This is a genomic window from Rhodococcus sp. YH1 (assembly GCF_009939605.1).
Lineage (GTDB): Bacteria > Actinomycetota > Actinomycetes > Mycobacteriales > Mycobacteriaceae > Rhodococcus > Rhodococcus aetherivorans.
This window is the reverse complement of record NZ_WVTE01000291.1, coordinates 1-4,805: the sequence shown is the minus strand read 5'-3', so window position 1 is coordinate 4,805 and position 4,805 is coordinate 1. Positions and strand designations below refer to the sequence as shown.

Here is a 4,805-nt window from a genome sequence, read left to right as displayed (position 1 = left end):
CCTCCGCGACCACCCAGGTGGTGTGGATCGACGACGACTGGCGGCTGAACCTGCCCAGCAACGACACCGCCACCATCACCGCCCTCGACGCGCTGCCGTCGGAGCTGGTCGACCTCGAGGAGACCCGTAAGTGACCGAGCAGAACACCACCGACTCGACCAACGAGAAGAATACTCCCTCGCTCGAAGCCGAGAACGAACGCGCATCGTCGGCCACCAAACTCACCATTGGCTTGGCGGCGGTGGCCATCATCGTCGTCGTCGGTGTCGTGGTCAGCCTGGTGATGGTCTTCCGAGGCGAGGACGCAGAGCCGTTGGTCTCTCTCGATCCGACCACCGGCAGTAGCGCTACCGCCCAGGACAAGGACGGACTGTTCGAGCCGGACCCGGTCTTCGACAAAGGCAACCGTGTTATCTACGTGCCGCTCGAGCCCCACGGTGTGATCCTGTCCGACACTCTGGCCAGCTCGAACCGTCCGGCGGACCAGGCCCCTAGCGGGGTGATGCTCCAGCGCATCCACGGGAACATGGACCTGCCGTTCTCGACTTCCGATGGCCCCACCGGGTTCACCGACAACGGTGTCGCCACCGGGTTCTCTCGCACCGCGCAAGGAGCGGCACTCGCCGCTGCGCACTACTTCGCATATGTGACCGGGGGCGCGGATCGTCTCGAACTGCTCGAACAGGCCGGGAAACTGTCCGATCCGACGGGGCAGTTCGCCGACCTGGGTCTACCCGACAGCATGGCGACCGCGGCTCTGCCGATGATCAAAGTGATCTTCAACCCCGACCTGGCCCTCGTGAAGTTCGGCTACACCGCGGAAATGGATGATGGCTCCACGAAGGTTGTGGCCTCGAAGATTCCGATGGTGTGGCGCGAGGACACCGGGTGGGTTCTCAAGGGCGACGCGACTGCGTTGGGTGTCGAGTACGAGCCGGTGCCGGCCGACGGGTGGCAGCAATGGTGGTGAATCGCAGCCTGTTCACGGGCTTTCTGCGCCTGCTGATTACTGCGTGTGTCGCGGTGGTGGTCACTTTCGGCGTGGCAGGTACGGCGTTTGCACAGGAAACAGAGGACTCCTCGACGGATTCGTCCAGCACCAGCGCCGATAGCTCCGAAGTCGAAGAGCAAGACTCGGGTTTCTCGTTGTCTGAGGGTGCTGGAATCTTGACCTGTACCCCAGGCGGCACGGCTGTCAGCGCAGCTTTGAAGGGGATCGGAGCTCTCGCGGACATCGATACGGATTTCGTACCGAGCTGCGGCGAAGGTGTCGGTGAGGTTGTCGATGCCGGTGTGGGCAAGCTTGAAGAAGTAGCTGGCGGTGTCGCGGAAGGCGCGGTCGAGAAGACCGCACTGTGGATCGGCAACGCCGGTGTCGCGGTCCTGAAGTTCGCGCTCGGATGGTGGATCACCGGTACCGAGATGGACGGGGACACCTTCCAGGCCACGGTAGCGACGGTCAACGACTACACCTTCTACATCCAGGTCGCGGCCCTGTCGTTGTCTCTGATCCTGCTCGGCGGCCGGCTGGCACTGGCCCGCTCCGGCGCGATCCGCGACACCTCGGAAGAGGGCCTCAAGCAGATGGGCCGTGCGGCGTTGCTCGCCGGGGGAGCATCGACGCTGATCGTGCTCGGCACCGAACTGTCGGACCAGATTTCGGCCTGGTTCATGGACAGTGCGGTCGGCTCCGACCCGTCCCGACTGGCCGAAGCGATGGTCTCGATCTACCTGTATTCGGGTCCGGCCGGGGTGGGCCTGCTGTTTCTGATCGGCATCATCGGCATGCTCGGCGGGTTGATGATGGCGTTCTTGATGCTGCTGCGCACCGGCATTCTCGTGCTCATGGCAGCGGCGCTGCCGATCGCCGGCGCGGCCGGAGGCACCAAGGTCGGCAGCCAGGCATACGAGAAGATGCTGGCCTGGACGATCGCGTTCTTGCTGGTCAAACCGGTCGGGGCGTTCGTGATCGGGGTCTCGGCGATCCTGTTCCTCGAAGCCACCCCGACCATTACCGACCCCGAGAACGGCGACGGGTTCATGGCCTTGTCCGGGGTCATCACCTTGTGCGCTGCGGCGCTGGTGCTGCCTGCCCTGATGCGGTTGATCGTCCCGAACGTCGGTGCACTGGGGGGCGGCGGCAGCGGCCTGGCCGCAGCCGCCGGCGTGGCCGCGGTCGGCGCGAAGGTCGGCGGGATGATCGCCACCGGCGGTGCCAGCGGCGCAGCATCCGGCGCGGCGACCACCAGCACCACCTCATCGAGCATCTCGAATTCTCCGAGTGGGGCTACCCCGTCGGGTTTCGGGGCCGCAGGGGGTGCCGGGGGTGGACAGGCAGGCGGCAATCAGAACGGAACTCCGTCCGCCCGTGATGGCAGCGCCGCCGTCGGCAGTGGTGGCCCGCAGGGCAACGACTCGGGCACCCCCGGTGCCGCTGCGTCCGGCAGTTCTGGAGTGGGCGGTTCCGGTCACTCCGGCTTCGATGCGCCTGTGGCGACGGGGGCCGGTCACCAGTTCAACCGAGGGGGCTTCGAACAGTGAGCAACGAGCCGACATTCAACACCTACGGCAACTGGCGCCGGCCCCGCAGCACCGGCCTGCTCGGAGCCACCTTCGGCACCTCGATCGCAGGGATCGCCGCCGCAGCCGTCGTCATCATCGCGGGCCTGTTCCTCGGCATGACGGTCGCATTGCTGCTGGCCATCCCGGTGATCGTGTGCTTCATCCCCCTGGTCATCTCCCGTGACGGCCGCTCCGGCTACGAAAGGGCACTGATGCGATTCCAGTTCTGGCGCGGCCGCCGCCGCGGTGAGCACGCCTACGCTTCGGGCACGTTCTCCCGCGTTCCCGGGCGGGCCTACCGTCTTCCCGGCGTGCTCGGCGAGACCGAGCTCTACGAAGGCATCGACTCCGACGGGCGCACCTTCGGCATGATCCACATGCCCAGTAAGAATGCCTACACCGTCGTCTTCGACGCCTACCCCCAAGGCGCCGAAGCCGTCGACCAGGACGTGATCGACCACTATGTCGGCAACTGGGCACAGTTTTTGTCCGGGGCCGGTGAGACCTCGGACATCCTCGCGGTGGTCACCACCGTCGAGACGCTGCCCGAGACCGGCATCGAGCTGTACGAAACGGTGCACCAGAACACCCGCGCCGACGCCCCGCAGCTGGCCCGCGATGCGGCCTACCAGCTCGCCACCGGCTTGACCTCCGGCGGTATCCGCCTCGCAGCGAGGATCGCGATCACCTTCGAAGCCAAGACCACCGAACGCAAACAGGACCCTTCCGAGCAGGCTGTCGAACTCGGCCGGCGTCTGCCCGGTCTGACGGCGTCGGCAGCACGCTCCGGTGTGCCCTGCTCGCCGATGGATGCCGACGAGATCATGGCGTTCGTGCGCCGCTCCTATGACCCGGCCTCGCTCGTCGATGTGGAAGCCGGCGTGTACTCCGGCGAGGGCACGGGGTTGACCTGGGAGGACTGCGGTCCGCGGACCGCCCTGGAAAGCGCCGACGGCGGCAAATACGTCCACGACGGCGCGGTGTCGGTGACCTGGGAGATGCGCGAAGCACCCAAGGGCGCGGTGACCGAACGGGTGCTGCAGCGCCTGTTGGCCCCGAACGAGGCGGTGCCGCTCAAGCGGGTCTCGGTGCTCTACCGCCCGCATTCGGCCGGGGAAGCCACCGACATCGCCGACAGCGACTACCGCAACGCGATGGCCGAAGCACATGGTGGGTCGCTCAAGAACGGATCGATCGGTTCGGCGAAGTCGCAGATCGAGCTGGCGGCCACGGCCCAGGCCCGCATGGAACAGGCCCGTGGCGCCGGGATGGTGCGCTTCGGCGTGCTGGTGACCGTGACCGAACCGGCCGGCAGCTCCGATGTGCCGAAGATCGACGCCCTGGTCGAGGACCTCTCGCGCCAGAGCCGACTGACAATCCGCCGCTCGTGGTGCTGGCAGGCCGCAGCGTTCGCGGCCTCCCTCGGTGTCGGGGTCATCGCCCCCGACCACACCACCATTCCCAGCTTCCTCAGCAACTGAACACGCAAAGGGCACATCCATGAGTGCACGCAACGCCACGAGATCGTCGCGGCTGCTCACAGCGCAGAAGATCGCCAAGACTCTGCTGTCGGACGACGAGTTGTCCCGGCTCGAAGAGCAGGCCGCCACCGCCACCGGGCTCACGAAGGCATGGAAGAAAAGCCTGGTCAATCGCCAGTACAGTCGCCGGGCGACGGTGGAGCGGTTGACCCGGATCAATTCCGACGGCTTCGACCGCCCGCTCGCCGATCTCGACGATCGCGGATTCGACGGGGTCGGTGGTGGCCGGATGTCCACGGTGATGCCGCCGGTCGAATACCGGGGCACCTCGGTTCAGGTCGCTGGGATCTACCCGTGGATCGTCGGCGCGAAGGCCCCGCTGCTGGGTACCCCGCTGGGTCGGCATCTGACCACCGGCGCGGCCGTCGGCTTCGATCCGCTCTACGCCTGGAAGATGAAGGCGATCACCGCCCCGTCCTGCTTCATCTGCGCCCTCAACGGATTCGGCAAGTCGACGCTGCTGCGCCGGATCGCCCTTGGCGATATTGCGCGAGGCACATTGGTGCTCGTGCCCGGTGACGTCAAGCCGGACCTGCGGGTGCTCACCGAGCAGGTCGGCGGGCAGGTCAGCGAGGTCGGCTACGGCACCGGCGCGATCAACGGTGACATCGTGCAGGCCCAGCGCGAACGCACCATCGGCCAGCTCAAGAGCGGTGCGCTGGACATCCTCGTCGCGACGGACGTGGCGGCCCGCGGTCTGGA

The 4,805-nt window shown here is 66.8% G+C and carries 4 protein-coding genes; all 4 read left to right on the top strand.

All coding sequences use genetic code 11. The features are described from left to right. Positions 1–130 precede the first annotated feature (130 nt). Positions 131–970 carry a hypothetical protein gene (locus AIIKEEIJ_RS31205; RefSeq protein WP_161996142.1) on the top strand — a complete coding sequence of 280 codons (840 nt, stop codon included), beginning with the start codon at positions 131–133 and terminating at the stop codon, positions 968–970. Beyond that, complete coding sequence (locus tag AIIKEEIJ_RS31200) at positions 961–2,541, top strand: hypothetical protein (protein ID WP_161996141.1); 1,581 nt, start codon at positions 961–963, stop codon at positions 2,539–2,541. Before AIIKEEIJ_RS31205 ends, AIIKEEIJ_RS31200 begins: the two co-directional genes overlap by 10 nt. Next, positions 2,538–4,043 (top strand): SCO6880 family protein, encoded by a 1,506-nt coding sequence (locus tag AIIKEEIJ_RS31195; RefSeq protein ID WP_161996140.1) that lies wholly within the window; start codon positions 2,538–2,540, stop codon positions 4,041–4,043. Before AIIKEEIJ_RS31200 ends, AIIKEEIJ_RS31195 begins: the two co-directional genes overlap by 4 nt. Before the next feature lie 19 nt (positions 4,044–4,062). Further along, positions 4,063–4,805 (top strand): DEAD/DEAH box helicase family protein (locus AIIKEEIJ_RS31190; RefSeq protein WP_274387141.1); only part of this gene is annotated, 743 nt, incomplete at its 3' end.